The organism is Pseudoalteromonas rubra (assembly GCF_005887115.1).
Lineage (GTDB): Bacteria > Pseudomonadota > Gammaproteobacteria > Enterobacterales > Alteromonadaceae > Pseudoalteromonas > Pseudoalteromonas rubra_F.
Genome location: NZ_PNCJ01000005.1, coordinates 137,981 through 153,014, shown reverse-complemented (window position 1 = coordinate 153,014; position 15,034 = coordinate 137,981). Strand labels below are relative to the sequence as shown.

Here is a 15,034-nt window from a genome sequence, read left to right as displayed (position 1 = left end):
TGAGTACTAAATCTGTGATGCAGTCTGTGGCACTTTCACTTTTGGTGTGGCTGAGGCTTCATATAGTGTCACCCGCACAGAGAGGCCCCCTAACCTGCTATCTCTTAATTCAATATCTCCCGACATGGATTCTACCAGGCTTTTACATAAGGATAAGCCCAGACCTGACCCCCCTGTTGCCCGGCTACGCGAACTTTCTACCCGGTATAATCGTTCAAATAAGCGCGGTTTTTCATTATCTGACACGCCCGGTGATGAGTCTTCCAGCTGAATGATCAGCCCTTCACAACTTTGCCGGATTTTCAGGCGTACCTGACCTGGTTTATCGGTGTACAGACAGGCGTTTTTCGCCAGATTATCTATTACCCTGTCGAGTTTAGGCTTGTCTATCAACACACTGGCATTGGTAGGTATAGAAACATCGGCACTAAAGTGCAGATCATTGCTTTGCACCATCCGCTTGATGTCGTAGCAATAACTGTCAGCTAAGGTACGGGTGCAGTATGGTTGATTGTTGACTACCATTGCCTGATTATCAGCCTGAGAGAGTTGATAAACATCTGAGATGAGATGATTTAGCTGGGATATTTTTTCATTGATCTTGCTGTATGCCAGAGTGTCGTCTTCCAGCAGATTATATTCTAGTGCCTCAATATGTAGCTTGAGCACGCTCAGCGGCGTTCTCAATTCATGAGAAATATCTGCAAGCATCTGATCCTTTTGCTTGAGGTTTTGCTGATAAAGGTTGGCTTTTAGGCGCGCTGTTCGGTTTTTACTGAACAAAATATAAGTGATCAAAATACCCAGCAACAGGCAAGTCAGGGCAACAAATAGCCACATGCGTTGCATCAATTGTGCATTGCGCAGCTGGCTTTCTGTTAGCTTGCGATGATGCTCTGAGTCATCCAGGCGTTGCTGTTGCATGACGGTATCTATGGTGCGTTTGTGCGTCAGTGCCTGCTCTGAGTTGGCTTTTTCTATATTCTGGGCAAAGAAGGTATTGGCCTTGCTTAGCGCCTCGTACGCTTCCTGGTGGTTGCCTTGCTGAAAGTCGTACTTGGCCTTGAGGTTATAATAGAGCTGAGACAGGTAAGCGTTCTCCTCTTCTTCTGCCATAAAGCGTGTTAGCCACTCGTAGTGGGGCTGCGCTTGCTCGGGGTTATGCTGATACAGATAAGCGCGAGCCATGATAATATGGGCGTGAAAACGCTGTAGCTGGTTGTCAGTTTGAGCGGCGTAGTGCATCGACAACCTGGCATGCTCCTCGGCCTTTACTCCTTTTTCCAGCTTGAGATAGGCCTGGCTGATTAACTGATGGGCACGTGCCAGGCTGACATTAGCCGGAATTTGTTCTAGCAGCTCAATGGCCTCGGTGGTTTTCTCCACTACCTGTAAGTAGTTTTTACGCTTAAATGTGACCTGAGCCAGTCTCAAGGCGGTGCCGGCAATATTGCTCAGCTCACCCGATTTCTTGTCTGCTACCAGGGCTTTGGTAAAAAAGAACTCGGCCTGCTCCAGGTCGTTAAAGCGCATGGCCATATCGCCCAGATTATAAAAGTTGTTGGCGACCACTCCATGAAGCTGGCTGTCTTTTAGCGCATCTCTGGCTTTAAGCTGAAACTGCATGGCCATCGCCATTTCATTTTTGGTGTCATACAAGGTGCCGAGATTAGAATAACTTTGACCAACAAAATCATTATTATTCATTGCTTTAGCGGTTTTTAAAGCGTGTCTGTAGTTGCCTTCAGCGTCATCCAGCTTGCCCATGCGGCGGTAATTTATCCCCAACTCCTTATATAGACGGTACTGTTTATTGGTATCCAGCTGAAATTGCTTGGGTAATCTGCCTAACGCATCAATCGCTTGCTGATGCTTACCTTGCTTACGATAGATTAGTGCTTCGACAAAGCGTGCTTCGAGTTGCTTCTTCAGATCGCTATGGCTATAAAATGGGGTCAGACTACTGAGTGCCTGCTCGTAATTGCCCGACAACTCGAGCTTCTTTATTTCATGTAATGTTAACGTCGAGCTGGTTGCCTGAGCATTAACAGTGACTATACTGAGTAACGCAAAAGCAGATGGAAGCAGTATTTTTTTCATAATTTCTTCGTGGCACATCAGACTTTTTTCAGAGTATGCAATAATTGTGGTGCAATTATGGATCTGTAAAGGGGGTTTACAGGATGATGAGTTGGTAAAATAATGATTTGATGGCCATCTAGTTAGTAAAATTCTGTTTTATCGGGCTGCTGACTTAGTAAAATTTTGGTTTATTGACCCCAGAGTTAGTAAAAATGTGGCCTGGGAAGTGTTTATTATTGCAACTAGTCGAATTTTTAAGCCAATCGCTGGCAGATTTTTCCGAATTTTAAGCCAAAGTCTTGTTGTCGTCCTCTTTTTTTGCCGCTCACGCCCCTTGTCCGTCATCAAAAGCACTTTAGCTGATAAAATCCTGATCTGACACTCGCAGGCGGGTAAAATCGTGATCCAGAACTAATCTGGCTGAGATTAAAGTGGTAGAGTCTGTTAGGGCTTTTAGCAGGCCATCGACTTTGTAGATTGGGTTGTGTGTTGCCGGTATTGTGCTGGTAAAAAACTGATCTAAAAAGGGCCCGCAGGCCCTCGCTTGATTAAGGAATCATATGACAATTAAAACTGGTTCATGGTGTTGGCTTCACCACCTGCTTTTAAAGCGTTTTCACCGCTGAAATATTCTTTATGTGTATCACCAATGTTGGAGCCGGCCAGGTCCTGGTGTTTTACAGAAGCCTGCTCACGGCGGATTTCTTGTCTCTGAACATCTCGTACGTAGGCAAGCATACCCAGGTCGCCAAAGTAACCTTCCGCCAAAATATCAGTGCTCAGCGCAGCAGTGTGATAAGTCGGTAAGGTGATCAGGTGGTGGAAAATACCTGCCTGAGCGGCACCGTCACGCTGGAAGGTACGTACCTTAGCATCGGCTTCTGCTGCCAGTTCCGATTGATCTAGTTCTGGAGACATTAGCGCTTTAGGATCTTGAGTTGGATCAGGGTACGCCGATAGATCTTTGCCTTGTGCCTGCCACTCTGCATATACCTGCTCACGGAACTTCAGCGTCCAGTTAAATGACGGTGAGTTGTTATATACCAGCTTGGCATTGGGCACCTGCTCACGGACTCGGTTTACCAGTTCCGCTATTTGCTCAACATTGGGCTTTTCAGTTTCAATCCACAACAGATCGGCGCCTGATTGCAAGCTGGTGACACAATCAAGTACAACGCGGTCCTTTTCAGTGCCTTCTCTGAACTGATATAGACCATTATCGAGGCGCACTGGCTTACACAGCTCACCATTTTGTTTAATGGCCATGTCACCTTCGTTCAGATCCGCAGCGCCAGAGATAACGGTGGTGTCGAGGAAGGCGTTGTATTGGCTGGCCAAATCACCGGGGGTTTTAGAGACTGGTATTTTCTGCGTCAGGCTGGCACCCAGAGAGTCGGTACGAGCGACAATAATGCCATCTTCTACGCCCAGCTCCAGGAATGCATAACGCACCGCATTGATCTTGGCTAAAAAGTCTTCATGAGGCACGGTGACTTTACCAGCCTGGTGACCACACTGCTTGGCATCCGATACCTGGTTTTCAATCTGAATGGCGCACGCACCCGCCTCAATCATTTGTTTTGCCAGCAGGTAGGTGGCTTCCTCGTTACCAAAGCCGGCATCGATGTCGGCGATGATCGGTACCACATGAGTTTCGAAGTTATCTATCTGTGCAGTGATTGCCTGTACGTCACCACCTTGCGCTTTGGCCTCGTCCAGCGCTTTGTAGAGATGGTCGAGCTCACGTGCATCTGCCTGTTTTAAGAAAGTGTAGATCTCTTCAATCAACTTAGGTACCGCGGTTTTTTCGTGCATACTCTGATCTGGCAGCGGACCAAATTCAGAGCGAAGCGCTGCAACCATCCAGCCGCTCAGGTAAACGTAAGAGCGCTTTGTGGTCTTGTTATGACGCTTAATGGCCATCATCATTTGCTGAGCCGTGAAGCCATGCCAGCAACCCAGCGACTGTGTATACTGGCTGCTGTCGGCATCATACGCGGCCATGTCTTCACGCATTACCTTCGCGGTGTATTTGGCGATATCCAGACCCGTTTTAAAGCGGTTTTGTAAATGCATTCTGGTTGCAAATTCGGGGTTGATCCCCTGCCATGTATCGCCCTGAGACTGGCACAATGTAGTAAAACGGTCAATTTGAGAGGTATAACTGCTCATAACAAAATTCCTTCGAACGGGTTTAAGCTAACTGGTTTATGTTTGTCTGCCAGGTTGCGAGTGTGAGAGTGCTTGCTGGCGTTTAAATAAACACTAGACCGACCAGTTCAATTTTTTAAATTTATAGTTGTTATTGTCAGTATATTTACTGTGAATGGAATAAGGGGTTTGCTTTTACTGAAATTGGCTTATTTTAAAGTGACCCGTTCAAACCCGATCAAGGATCACTCACATGAGTTCTCACATTTTACAGGCCGGATTGCGTATCGATACTCGCCTGTTTGACTTTGTCGATCAGGAGCTGCTGCCTGGCACCCAAATTAATGCAGACGACTTCTGGTCTGGTTTTTCGACTATTATCCACACTCTCACACCCAAAAACCGGGCGCTGCTTGCCAAGCGCGATCTATTACAAAAGCAAATTGATGACTACCATTTAGCTAACCCAAGCTGGGATGCTGATAAGTATCGGACATTTTTAACTGAAATTGGTTATCTGGTGCCTGGCGTTGCTGCGCAGCCTATTACTACCGAGCAGGTTGAGCCCGAAATTGCCCGCATTGCAGGCCCACAGTTAGTGGTGCCGGTTAGTAATGCGCGATTTGCACTCAATGCAGCCAACGCCCGCTGGGGTTCACTCTATGATGCGTTGTATGGCACCGATGTGTTGCCAGAGGAAGACGGCGCTGAGCGTGCTAGCGGCTATAATCCGGTGCGGGGCTTTAAAGTGATGGCCTATGCTCGCCAGCTACTGGACCGTATTTTGCCGCTGGCACATGGCTCTCATATCGAAAGCACTAACTATGCGGTGGTTCAGGGTGAACTGATCATTACGCTTAACGATTCAAGTCAGATGTCACTGGCGGATCCCGCGCAATTTGCCGGATATAACGGGCAGCCACAGAACCCGTCGGCATTATTGTTTAAACACCATGATCTGCATTTTGAGATCCTGATCGATCCCCAGGATCCGATCGGCCAGGCAGATAAGGCCGGGATCAAAGACGTGATCCTGGAATCTGCGCTGACCACCATTATGGATTGTGAAGACTCAGTTGCAGCCGTGGATGCCGAAGATAAAGTACAGGTTTACCGCAACTGGCTGGGTCTGATGCAGGGGACACTCAAAGAGCAGTTTGAAAAAGCGGGTAAAACCGTAACCCGTTCATTGAATGCTGATAAAACTTACCTGACACCTGATGGCCAGCCGCTGAGCCTCAAAGGACGCGCTATGATGTTTGTGCGTAACGTTGGCCATTTGATGACCACACCTGCCATTTTGGATGAGCATGGTGAAGAGGTGTTCGAAGGAATAGTCGATGCGGTGATCACCGCAACCGCCGCGCTGCACGATCTGCAAGGTGATGGTGTGCTTAAAAACTCCACGGCGCAGAGCGTGAATATCGTCAAACCCAAAATGCATGGTCCGGAAGAAGTGGCCTTTACCGGCGAGTTGTTTAGTGCGGTAGAGCAGTTACTAAAAATACCTGAAAACACGCTAAAAATGGGCATTATGGATGAAGAACGCCGTACATCTGTAAACTTACAGGCCTGTATCAATGCGGCACGCGCCCGCGTCGTATTCATTAATACCGGGTTCCTGGACAGAACCGGTGACGAGATCCACACGTCTATGCTGGCAGGCCCGGTATTACCCAAAGGCGAGATAAAAGCACAGCCCTGGATTGCGGCGTATGAGGATCGTAACGTAGACACCGGTCTGGCTTCGGGCTTTGCGGGTAAGGCGCAGATAGGTAAAGGCATGTGGCCGATGCCTGACAAAATGGCGTTAATGATGGAGCAAAAGCTGGCTCATCCTAAGTCAGGTGCCAATACCGCCTGGGTGCCCTCTCCTACCGCGGCCACTTTGCATGCCATGCATTATCACGAAGTTGAAGTGGCGACATTGCAGCAGCAAATTGCCCAGCGGCAGATGGCAAGCCTCGACGACCTGCTGACACCGCCGTTACTGGGCGCACGTCAGTTAAGCGATGATGAAGTTCAAACCGAGCTGGACAATAATGCCCAGGGGATTCTGGGTTATGTGGTGCGCTGGATAGATCAGGGCATTGGTTGCTCGAAAGTACCCGATATCAATCATGTTGGCCTGATGGAAGACAGAGCAACTTTACGCATCTCAAGCCAGCACATTGCTAACTGGTTGCACCATGGTATTTGCACTGAAGAGCAGGTTAAGCGCACTTTTGTGCGTATGGCAAAAATCGTCGATGAGCAAAATCGCCATGACGCGCAATACCAGCCAATGAGTGGTGAAAACATCGAAGACAACCTGGCCTTCTCGGCGGCTTTGGCATTAGTGCTGCAAGGCAAGGCGCAGCCAAATGGCTACACTGAGCCTCTGCTGCATGCGTATCGACGTCAATACAAGGACCATACTCAGTAGTTTCTCCGATTAGTCTGGGCAACAGAGTGTAAAGGGGCTTTACGCTCTGTTGCCCTGCTAAATGTCAGCGGATGTAAGTTTACGTCAGATTTATGTAGTATCCCGTTGTATTCTTTAAGCGCCCAGCATACCCTTATCTAAAGTAATAAATACGGATAATAATGACTATGTTGTCAGGGAAATATACATTACTTGGGAGCAGCACCTTGCTGTTGACGGGGTGTGTTTTTGTGCCGCACACTGAAGTCAGTTTTGATGAATACTGCGGCGTTTACAAAGAATCGACCAGTATCGACATGGCTCCCCGCGCTGCCAGCAACCTGGTGTTTCATGAACTCGAACTGGTTGGTGGCCTGGCACTGGCCTTGTCCAACGGGGTTGTAAAAGCCCAACAACATCAAGCCTACAAAGAAGCCTGTCTGGCGAACGGTATTGATATTGATGCCGAAGCAAAACTAAGTGCCGACAGTGTTAGATCTCAGGTCAAACAGTCACATTACTGCGCCAGCCAGGCGTCTGATCTCTGCGAGATTGAACGGCGCCGTTGATTACCCTTGTTCTTTTGCACACTCAGCTCTCTGAGTAATAGGATGTAATAGGAATTTCTTTTTTTGTGAACTACCTTTTATGAGCACTGCTGCTGTGAAGCAAACCACAGGCAGTAGTTTACCGTCACGAAGGAGCAAGTTCATGAATGAACCAATTAACAAAGACGTATTGAACGGGTTGAAAGAAATCATTAAGCCCGAACTCAGAATTTCAAAGCAACAAGAGCAAGAGATAAAAGCACGTAGCGTTGATTACAAGGCTGCTGATATCTCGTGTGTGAAAGCCATCGCGCAGGCGGCTATCAATGTTGAGCTATTTACCATTCCCCTGTATATGACCGGCCTATACTCCATTTATGGGATGCACCAGATTGGTGACAACTCCGGGTTATATCCGGGACGTTGGTGGCCTGGTTTGGCAGCAACAGCTGGTACGGTGCCAAAGGGGCGATTCGATGAATATGACGCCGTAGTGAAGCCGACACCGACGGATGTCTTAACAGTCAACGAGCAAGTATTCAATGGTGTATACAGTGTGTTTGTTGAAGAAATGCTGCACCTGCAACTGGCTTCTAACATGGCCAGCAAGATCGGACTTACACCGACTTTTACCAGTGAGGCACTGATCGATAAGAAATATGGCTGGCAGTGTTACAACAATCAGACCATGATCCCGCACATTCTGGATTTTAATGACTGCGACAGCGATCTGAATAAGCTTAGTCCTGAAGTCAGGGATTACTTTAAAGCCCACTTTAAGGGTGAAAGTTTGCAGGACCTCAGGGTGAATGCGACGGAGCTTAACAAAGAGCAGGCGCTGCTGTTTTTATTGATTGAAGAAACCGAAGAAGACGCGCAAAAAATTATTGCGCCCCAGTACCTCAAGCCCGGTGCAGATGGTCGTCCCAAGTACTTTGAAAATGCCCCGTTTGACTGGTGGCAACCCAGCTACACTGAAACCGACCTGCCGCTGTTTGGCTCTATCGGCCATATGTACCTGTGCTACTGGAACTATCTGCAAATCCAGTATGACGATGGCACGTCTTTGCTTGATGCGCTGTTAGGGTCAACGCCGGTGCAAAGAGACTACTTTAACGTACGTCCCGGCGATGACGCGTACCAGGCACAATTTCCTGGCGTTGACGGGTCTTTGAATTCACCAGAGCTGGATGATACTCGCCACGACGAGCTCAAAGTTAAACTTATCAACAACATCAATGCCATTACCGATCAGGGCGAAGGTCAGGGCGTGGTTGAAACAATCTGTCAAAAATGGAGTCATGAAGCGTGGGCACAAAAAGCCCTGAGCACTTTATTTGCCCAAAAGGCCGAAGATACGCATACCGTGCAAGAGAAGTATCAGCCTGATGAGAACGCACTTAAAGCGGATTACCCGGGTACACCTATCTCAGGATCGGCGTGTGCACGGATCATGAATAAGCGCAAAGATCATTTCCTGATCTTTAAGCAAACACTGGAATTGATCGTTAAATACAGTGATCCCAGTCGCTCAGAAGAAGAGAGATACCTAACCTGGAAAGACTGGCATGCCGAAGGCAAGCGTTGGAACAGGGAAATGCTGAACCCGGGTGCCTGTGATAAAGCAAAAGAGCAGCACCCAGACTTACCTGGGGTTGATGAGATCGTTGCTGCACTGAACAATCTCAGCAGCACAGAAAAAAGCAAGGTGGAAACCCACCTGCTGTTCAGCCAGTCGGCAGTCGGAACCATTAAAGGCCTGACAACCGCGCTGGACCGCTACTGGTCAGGGAAAACCGATGAGTTCCCCGGGCCTGCAATGGGTGGCTCTGGTGACCGTGTCTCAATTTGCTGGGCCACGACTGGGATGGCACCGGATCTGGTGACTGGCATTGCACCGCAGGAAGAAGGCGTGTTGTACCATGCCTGCCAGGGGATGAGTTACACCTCTGATAATGTTGGTTTGCCGCCGGCTCAGGTATTCCATAGCTGTAAAGGTTCAAATGATTGTAAAGCCCAGGGCGGCTGTGGTTTTGTTCATAGCACCACACCGGGTGGCAGCTGTGGTGCCAGTGGCGCTAAAGGCATAAAGAGTGCGCCGGCCGACAACAAGTGTAATAACCTGGGTGGGTGTGCTGTGCCTATTTCGGCGTCGCAGTTATTCCCATCCTTACCTGCCGACGACAGCGACGGCTATAAAATGCAGCTGTTTAGTTTTGATAAACACAACAACTTTACACCTATCAGCTACATCACGCCTGATGGCGGCGACCCACAGCAGGATTGCGACTCATCTGATGACACTACGCCAATGCCCTATAAAGAAGGGGACGCGGTATACAAGATTGCCTGGCAGGCGTATTGTAATGCCAACAATCTGGTTAATGAGCAGACCGGTGAAATCCCTGCGCCACCAGAAGTGGATGATATTCGTCTGGCACTGCCGCCTTCAACATAAGGAAGCGCCATGTCAGATAACCATACTGAGGAGGCGCGGCGCGATGCTGCGGCCTCTTTTTCTCATACCGGGAACTTAGGATTTGGGGTTGGCTTGCGCAGTCAGCATTATCCTGAGCTGATGAGCATTGACCACAACACGGTAAAAAAGCCGGTGGACTGGTTTGAGATCATCAGCGAAAACTACATAGACAATTTTGGCTATGGCCGTCACGTGCTGGAAACACTCAGAGCACACTACCCTATGGTGATGCATGGCGTGTCGATGAACATTGGCAGCACAGATCCGCTTGATTTTACCTATCTGAATAAGCTCAAAGCACTGAGCGACTTTGTGCAGCCAGCGTGGGTGTCGGATCATCTGTGCTGGACTGGCGTGGCCGGGGTAAATAGCCACGACCTTTTACCTATGCCCCTGACGGACGAAAGTCTCCATCATGTTATCCGCCGGGTTAAGCAAGTGCAGGAAGTGCTGGAGCGCCCGATTGTGCTGGAAAACCCGTCTACCTACCTGGAGTATTGTCATTCCAGCCTGAGCGAACCGGCTTTCTTTACCGAGCTGGTGAATGCCACCGGTTGTGGTATTTTGCTCGACGTCAATAATGTGTTTGTCAGTGCGTTTAATCATGGTTTTGATCCTGAGGCGTATATTCGTGCCCTGCCCCACCAGCAGATCGTGCAGATCCATTTGGCGGGCCCCAGCGATTGCGGCGACTGCCTGATTGATACCCACGACCAGCCTGTACCGCAGCAAGTCTGGACGCTTTATGCGCTGGCGCAACAGCTGACCGGCGGCGTGTCGACTTTACTGGAATGGGACGCCAATATTCCGCCATTTGACACCCTGGTGGCGGAGTTGAATAAGGCAAAGCAGGTTCTCAAGGGCGAGATGCCCGCGCAGGCCGTGCACCAGAGCGATATGGCGAAATTTTCAACGCCTGTGGTACGGGAAATGCATCAAAATACAGACCTGGCACACAGCTTAAAACCGGTAGCAAAATGACGTACTCAACCCCACAACTCAGCCAATTGCAGCACTGGTTGTCTCACGTTTTAATTTCTCGTGGCGACTTACCCGAAAAGTTGCTCACAGCAGGTCAGCGTGATGGCCTGACACTTGAACAGTGTGTTAAATCGACCCCACAGTTGCCTGCCGAGCGTCGGGTGGATATCTATGCCGCTGGCTACGTTATGCGACTGGTAGAGTGCCTTAAAGGGGAATTTGCCCTGCTCTGCGCTTTTATGGGCGATGACGTCTTTGAGGTGTTTGCCAAGGCGTATATCGTGACCTTACCGTCGCGGTCATTCACTTTGCATACGCTGGGTAAATCGTTTGTCAGTTTTCTGGCTAATACCCGGCCGCAGGGGGAGTTCGACGACAAACAGCGCGCTATGTTCGATGTGCCCGTGGAGCTGGCCCGGTTCGAGCGTGCCAAAGCGGAGGTGCTGCTGGCCGAAGGACTGGAAAACACCCCCCCAGCCGAATTGGTATTGAATGAATTTGAACTGCTGGGCGGCGGCGCTTCGCTCAATCTGGTGGTGCCACCGTGCCTGCGTTTGCTGGTCAGTGATTATGATTTGCTGCCCCTGGTTGAGCAGTTAGAAAATGCTCAGCCGCACACTCTGCCTGGCAGAGAAACCCGCTATATCGCCCTGACCCGGCAAAACTACCGGCTGATCACCCAGCCGCTCACCCACTGGCAGGCGGATTTACTCAGTCATTGTGGTCAGGCGATGTCGTTTGAACAGGCACTCATGCACAGCGCCCGCCGTCAGGGCATGGAACCCGCGCTACTCAGAGCCCGGCTGGCCATGTGGCTACCTGCCGCCGTCGCTTGTGGTTTGCTGGTGGTCGAACGTGCCAAACGCCCGACTACAAACACCGAAGATGCCTCGCACTATTTATAAGCGCAGCGCGAGGGGTGAATATCCAGCTTTGTAGAAAATTTACTGGCTAATTGGTGGCGCCAGTACGGTGCCATCATCTCTTTGTTGGGCGCTTTGGGGCCGAGCGTCACGTACTCAATCGGCGCCAGATGATCGTCTCTGTGTAGTTCCAGATATAAGCGTGGCGCAGTGCCGTTGGCAAAGTCGGGGTCTTCGCTCTTAATTTCTTTTGCACCATAGTCCAGATGCGTGACGATTACTCTGTGTTCCTGCTCATCCTTATAATGGGCGTCTTTTAGCAGGTAGGGCAATGGGCCGAGCAGCCAGGCAAGCGTTTGTAATTTTTCAGGTTCGGTTTCTTGCCAACAAATTTATCGACCTCTTTTTTAAGATCTTTGAAGTAAGTTCGCAGCTCTTGGATTCCTTTTAAACTGCTTAACCCCGCAAAAGTCTGGTATGGGGCTTTATGCCCTTATTAAACGGTATTTTATGATGGCTGACAATGGGATGGATTTTACCCAGTGAGTGCCGGATGTTTGTACGAGGGAGAAAGCCCTAAATCAGTATTGGTGTTAGCGAAGTGAAAAGTGATACGGAAAAATGGTCCACCGACTCGTCAGTGGGTGGACCTGTGGGTCACCCTCGCGGGTTATTTAATTGGGGTCTGGAAACCTTTAGGTTTAATGGCCAGTACCGAGCACTGGGTTTGTTCCAGAATGGACTCGGCGGTGTTGCCGATTATCAAACCCGGAATACCGACACGCCCTACGGTGCCCATCACGATTAAGTCAATCTGGTGTTTTTGGGCCAGCAGGGGGATCTCTTTGCTGGCTTTGCCTTTGACCTGGTGTAGTTTGGGTTGAAGGTACTGAACGGCTGACTTGTCAAACAGTGCGTCCATTTTTGTCACCAGCCGGGCCAGCTTAGTGGCACAGTCTCTGCGCCCCTGCTCTACATAGTCATCCACCTGTTCGTCCGACTGATGTGCAAAGGTGCCGTAGCGCAGCCAGTCTTCGGCATAAGCATCCCAGGCGCTGCCCACATGCAGCTCAGACAGCTCAGGCAGGCTTAACGATACGCTGTACTCCATCACGGCCTGATTGAGTTTGTCCTGCACCTGTTCATCATCCAGCTCTCTGAAGCTGTCGTTCACGTCGACCGTAGCCAGAATTTTACCAAAGGCATCGAGCTGGCCGGGTTTAAGCATCAGCACCGGACAGGGGCATTTACGTAGTAAGTGCATGTCTTCACTGCCCAGCATGCGATCCATCCAGTCTGCGTCTTCGGCGCATTTGACCACCAGGTCGTACTGATCATCCACCGCGCGCTTGATGATCTCAATAAAGCCGATCCCGGTGCACACTATGATGGCGGGATCCTGGTTTGAGTCCAGCGCTTTGATCTTGGCTTCAATGGCGGCCCGCTTATTGGCGATCAGCTCTTCTAGCTGGCTGGCGTACTCTTCTTTGCTGGTAAAGAAGGCGCGCCAGTGCTTGGCCTCCTTTAATACCGAGATAAAGGTAACGTCGGCCTGGTTATCGCGCGCCAGCTTGAGGGTTTGCACCACAGCGGTGTCCATGGTTGCTTCCGGGTCCACCACACATAATATCTTGTTAAATCGTCTCATTATTTACCTCTAACTGGGCGCTGGCTGGTGTTGCCGCCTTTACCCGCTCTACCGCCCGCTCGGCGGCATCATGAAATGGCATCAGTACCAGTGTAGCGCCTTTTTCTTCCAGCAGTGGCTGGTCGTGCTGGTGCTGGGTAGAAATGGCAATGCCGCCGCTATAGTGTTGTTGTTTCAGGCCGTCTATCAGTGCCAGGCGCGGATCTTCATGGGTTACGCCCAAATCATGCTGTGGCATGGCCGACACCACCCACTTTACGCCCTGCAGCGGCAGGTCGTTCACAAACGCCGGATCGCTGGCATCGCCATACATCACTAAGTGGCCGTCGTTACGCCAGCGCCTGACTTCGTCGGGGTTAAAGTCTACTGCCAGCAACTTGAAGCCTTCTTTTTGCAGGTAGTGGGCCAGCGCCTTGCCGTAGCGGCCAAGCCCAAACAGGATCACATCATAGGCTTGCTCTGATGATGGCTGGCTTTCGAGCGTTTCTTCTCGGAATGGTTTTTCGCGCTCAAACACGCCCAGCCAGCGCTCCAGCTTGTTATACAATCCATGAGAGTAAGTGATCATATACACCGACATGGCAATGGTAATAAGTCCCACCAGCGTGACCAGCCCCAGAGAGTCGGCCGAAACATGGCCAAGCGTCAATCCCATGGCCATCAAAATAAGAGAAAACTCACTGATCTGCGCCACGGTTAACCCGGCCAGAAAGCCGGTGCGTTTGCGATAGCCCATCAGCCCCATGATCACCATCACAATGATAGGGTTACCAATGAGTACAAACAGCGACAATATCAGCGCCGGGAACACCTGAGAGCCAAGTAGGCTCAGATCCAGTTGGGTGCCCAAGGCAATAAAGAAAAACAGCAGCAGAAAGTCGCGCAGCGAGGCAAGGCGCGCAACAATGGCCTCTCTGAATGGAGTAGATGCCAAAGATATTCCTGCCAGCAAGCCGCCCAGCTCTTTACTAAAGCCCAGCTGGCTGCCAATTGCCGCCAGTAACGTCGCCCAGCCGATGGCAAAGGTGATCAATAATTCCTTAGAGCGGGCGATGCGGCTGACCAGTGGAGTGGCCATATAACGGATAAACACCAGCACGAACGCAAGCATGATCAACCCATACAGCATTACGCTGCCTATTTGCGCCAGCGCCGAGTGTGTGCCACCCGACTGTGCGCCTATGCCCAGGGCTGAGAGCACCATCATCGCCAGCACCACCACTAAGTCCTGGACTATCAAAAAGCCCACGGCGATACGCCCATGGAGAGAGTCTACTTCGCGTTTATCCGACAGCAGTTTGACGATAATAATAGTACTGGAAAAGGTCAGCGCAACGGCAACATACAAGGAGGTAACGGTATCCAGCCCCAGCATTTTACCGAGTAAAAAGCCAATGGCGGAGGTAAATGCAACCTGCCCCAGCCCGGTAGCCAGTGCCACCGGCCCAAGTGTACGAATGAGTTTCAGATCGAGCTTAAGGCCTACCAGGAATAACAATACTGCAATGCCCAGTTCGGCCAGCAGCTCAATGTGTTCATGAGACTGAACGATGTTTAAAGCCGAAGGCCCGGCAACCACCCCCACGGCAATAAAGCTCACAATCATGGGCTGGCGAAGTAACACGCCAATAAACCCCAACGTGGCGGCCAATACCACCAGCGCAGTGAGCTCATAAAAAGCCGACAGATGGATAAAACTTAGGTCGAGCATTGCACCTCCTTCTTCACGTTCAATGGCTTACAGCTTTACCTTAGTGGTCGCCAGCATCACAACTCCCTACGCAAAAATCAATCTAAGTTCTGTGGATCGTCGCTGACCATGTTCTACATCAAAATAGCAGCGAAAAGACGCCGTGGCATGCGTTTTATAGTATGAAT

General features: G+C 50.2%; 10 protein-coding genes. 5 read left to right on the top strand and 5 right to left on the bottom strand.

Going from position 1 to position 15,034, the window contains the following annotated elements; translation table 11 throughout:
* Window positions 1–6: 6 nt before the first annotated feature.
* Both CWB98_RS01660 and CWB98_RS01655 read right to left on the bottom strand, forming a co-directional pair.
* Entirely contained in the window at window positions 7–2,100 is a 2,094-nt protein-coding gene (locus CWB98_RS01660) for an ATP-binding protein (RefSeq protein ID WP_171045559.1), read from the bottom strand.
* Window positions 2,101–2,649: 549 nt separating this feature from the next.
* Window positions 2,650–4,254: an isocitrate lyase gene (locus CWB98_RS01655; RefSeq protein WP_138543248.1), complete on the bottom strand. Its 1,605-nt coding sequence runs from the start codon at window positions 4,252–4,254 to the stop codon at window positions 2,650–2,652.
* 232 nt (window positions 4,255–4,486) lie between these two features.
* Between CWB98_RS01655 and CWB98_RS01650 the strand changes: the two genes are divergently transcribed.
* The 5 genes from CWB98_RS01650 to CWB98_RS01630 all read left to right on the top strand — a co-directional run bounded on the left by CWB98_RS01650 (window position 4,487) and on the right by CWB98_RS01630 (window position 11,550).
* Window positions 4,487–6,658 (top strand): malate synthase G, encoded by a 2,172-nt coding sequence (locus CWB98_RS01650; RefSeq protein ID WP_138543247.1) that lies wholly within the window; start codon window positions 4,487–4,489, stop codon window positions 6,656–6,658.
* A 161-nt stretch (window positions 6,659–6,819) separates the two neighbouring features.
* Window positions 6,820–7,206 carry a hypothetical protein gene (locus CWB98_RS01645; protein WP_138543246.1) on the top strand — a complete coding sequence of 129 codons (387 nt, stop codon included), beginning with the start codon at window positions 6,820–6,822 and terminating at the stop codon, window positions 7,204–7,206.
* A gap of 142 nt (window positions 7,207–7,348) precedes the next feature.
* Window positions 7,349–9,643: a ferritin-like domain-containing protein gene (locus CWB98_RS01640; RefSeq protein ID WP_138543245.1), complete on the top strand. Its 2,295-nt coding sequence runs from the start codon at window positions 7,349–7,351 to the stop codon at window positions 9,641–9,643.
* 9 nt (window positions 9,644–9,652) lie between these two features.
* A complete protein-coding gene (bufB, locus tag CWB98_RS01635) occupies window positions 9,653–10,645 on the top strand; it encodes an MNIO family bufferin maturase (protein WP_138543244.1) in 993 nt (330 codons plus the stop codon).
* Window positions 10,642–11,550: an HvfC/BufC N-terminal domain-containing protein gene (locus tag CWB98_RS01630; RefSeq protein ID WP_138543243.1), complete on the top strand. Its 909-nt coding sequence runs from the start codon at window positions 10,642–10,644 to the stop codon at window positions 11,548–11,550. Before bufB ends, CWB98_RS01630 begins: the two co-directional genes overlap by 4 nt.
* On the opposite strand, the gene CWB98_RS01625 is transcribed toward CWB98_RS01630, so the two are convergent.
* From CWB98_RS01625 to CWB98_RS01615, 3 genes are all read right to left on the bottom strand, one after another.
* Window positions 11,541–11,840 carry a hypothetical protein gene (locus tag CWB98_RS01625; RefSeq protein ID WP_249364573.1) on the bottom strand — a complete coding sequence of 100 codons (300 nt, stop codon included), beginning with the start codon at window positions 11,838–11,840 and terminating at the stop codon, window positions 11,541–11,543. The two genes, CWB98_RS01630 and CWB98_RS01625, sit on opposite strands and share 10 nt — an antisense overlap.
* 338 nt (window positions 11,841–12,178) lie before the next feature.
* Window positions 12,179–13,156 carry a universal stress protein gene (locus CWB98_RS01620; RefSeq protein WP_138543242.1) on the bottom strand — a complete coding sequence of 326 codons (978 nt, stop codon included), beginning with the start codon at window positions 13,154–13,156 and terminating at the stop codon, window positions 12,179–12,181.
* Window positions 13,143–14,867, bottom strand: a complete 1,725-nt coding sequence (locus CWB98_RS01615; RefSeq protein ID WP_138543241.1) for a cation:proton antiporter — start codon at window positions 14,865–14,867, stop codon at window positions 13,143–13,145. Before CWB98_RS01615 ends, CWB98_RS01620 begins: the two co-directional genes overlap by 14 nt.
* Window positions 14,868–15,034 lie beyond the last annotated feature (167 nt).

Bases quoted from the DNA above. Each gene is read 5' to 3' on its own strand.
- CWB98_RS01650 (WP_138543247.1), top strand. From the start codon at position 4,487: ATGAGTTCTCACATTTTACAGGCCGGATTGCGTATCGATACTCGCCTG.
- CWB98_RS01615 (WP_138543241.1), bottom strand. From the start codon at position 14,867: ATGCTCGACCTAAGTTTTATCCATCTGTCGGCTTTTTATGAGCTCACT.
- CWB98_RS01660 (WP_171045559.1), bottom strand. From the start codon at position 2,100: ATGAAAAAAATACTGCTTCCATCTGCTTTTGCGTTACTCAGTATAGTC.
- CWB98_RS01655 (WP_138543248.1), bottom strand. From the start codon at position 4,254: ATGAGCAGTTATACCTCTCAAATTGACCGTTTTACTACATTGTGCCAG.
- CWB98_RS01645 (WP_138543246.1), top strand. From the start codon at position 6,820: ATGACTATGTTGTCAGGGAAATATACATTACTTGGGAGCAGCACCTTG.
- CWB98_RS01640 (WP_138543245.1), top strand. From the start codon at position 7,349: ATGAATGAACCAATTAACAAAGACGTATTGAACGGGTTGAAAGAAATC.
- CWB98_RS01630 (WP_138543243.1), top strand. From the start codon at position 10,642: ATGACGTACTCAACCCCACAACTCAGCCAATTGCAGCACTGGTTGTCT.
- CWB98_RS01620 (WP_138543242.1), bottom strand. From the start codon at position 13,156: ATGAGACGATTTAACAAGATATTATGTGTGGTGGACCCGGAAGCAACC.
- bufB (WP_138543244.1), top strand. From the start codon at position 9,653: ATGTCAGATAACCATACTGAGGAGGCGCGGCGCGATGCTGCGGCCTCT.